Source organism: Clostridioides sp. ZZV15-6383 (assembly GCF_020657735.1).
GTDB lineage: Bacteria > Bacillota > Clostridia > Peptostreptococcales > Peptostreptococcaceae > Clostridioides > Clostridioides difficile_D.
This window is the reverse complement of sequence record NZ_JAGWCV010000246.1, coordinates 1-244: the sequence shown is the minus strand read 5'-3', so window position 1 is coordinate 244 and position 244 is coordinate 1. Positions and strand designations below refer to the sequence as shown.

Below are 244 nucleotides of genomic sequence, written 5' to 3'. Positions count from 1 at the left end.
CAGGTCGGCTACTGATCGTCGCCTTGGTAAGCCGTTACCCTACCAACTAGCTAATCAGACGCGGGTCCATCCTGTACTGGCTCACCTTTGATATTTAAGAGATGCCTCTCAAATATATTATCCCGTATTAGCATACCTTTCGGTATGTTATCCGTGTGTACAGGGTAGGTTACCCACGCGTTACTCACCCGTCCGCCGCTCTTTACCGAAGTAAATCGCTCAACTTGCATGTGTTAGGCACGCC

At 49.6% G+C, this 244-nt stretch carries 1 rRNA gene; it reads right to left on the bottom strand.

The features are described 5' to 3' along the window. A 16S ribosomal RNA gene (locus tag KGF42_RS19645) occupies positions 1-244 on the bottom strand; the annotation flags it as partial.